The organism is Bradyrhizobium sp. NBAIM08 (assembly GCF_020193935.1).
Lineage (GTDB): Bacteria > Pseudomonadota > Alphaproteobacteria > Rhizobiales > Xanthobacteraceae > Bradyrhizobium > Bradyrhizobium yuanmingense.
Genome location: NZ_JADYVR010001253.1, coordinates 1 through 387 on the forward strand (window position 1 = coordinate 1; position 387 = coordinate 387).

The following is a 387-nucleotide window of genomic DNA, read 5'->3' on the forward strand; positions in this document are numbered from 1 at the left end:
CATTTCTCCTGCTTTTTCACGGATGGGGACGGTGATCCGGGCCTCCGCGCCCGGTTTCCGGGGTCGCGTCAGCCGTCCGCCAATCGTCGGATTCCGCCGATGTTCGAATCGGCGATGATGCTGCGTTCACACCTGCCCTGACCCCTGTCGGCGGGCGTGTCCGGAGCTGCCGATGACCCTCTCTCGAACCGCCCTCACCCGCGCCGCCGCCGCGCTCCTGCCGCTCGTCGTGGCGGCCCTCGGCGCCTGCTCGGATGACGCGATCGCCTTCCGCCCGCCCTACCTCGCGGCGTCGACCGACATCGTCAGCTTCGGCGAGATCATGGTCGGCGAATCCGAGCAGCGCACGGTCTTCCTGATCAACAGCGGCGAGGTCCCGCTCAAGCT

1 protein-coding gene is annotated in these 387 nt (G+C 68.5%); it reads left to right on the top strand.

Features of this window, described 5'->3' with window-relative positions:
• Positions 1-172 precede the first annotated feature (172 nt).
• Positions 173-387: hypothetical protein (locus I6F37_RS44390; RefSeq protein ID WP_225155043.1), on the top strand; the 215-nt coding region annotated here is incomplete at its 3' end.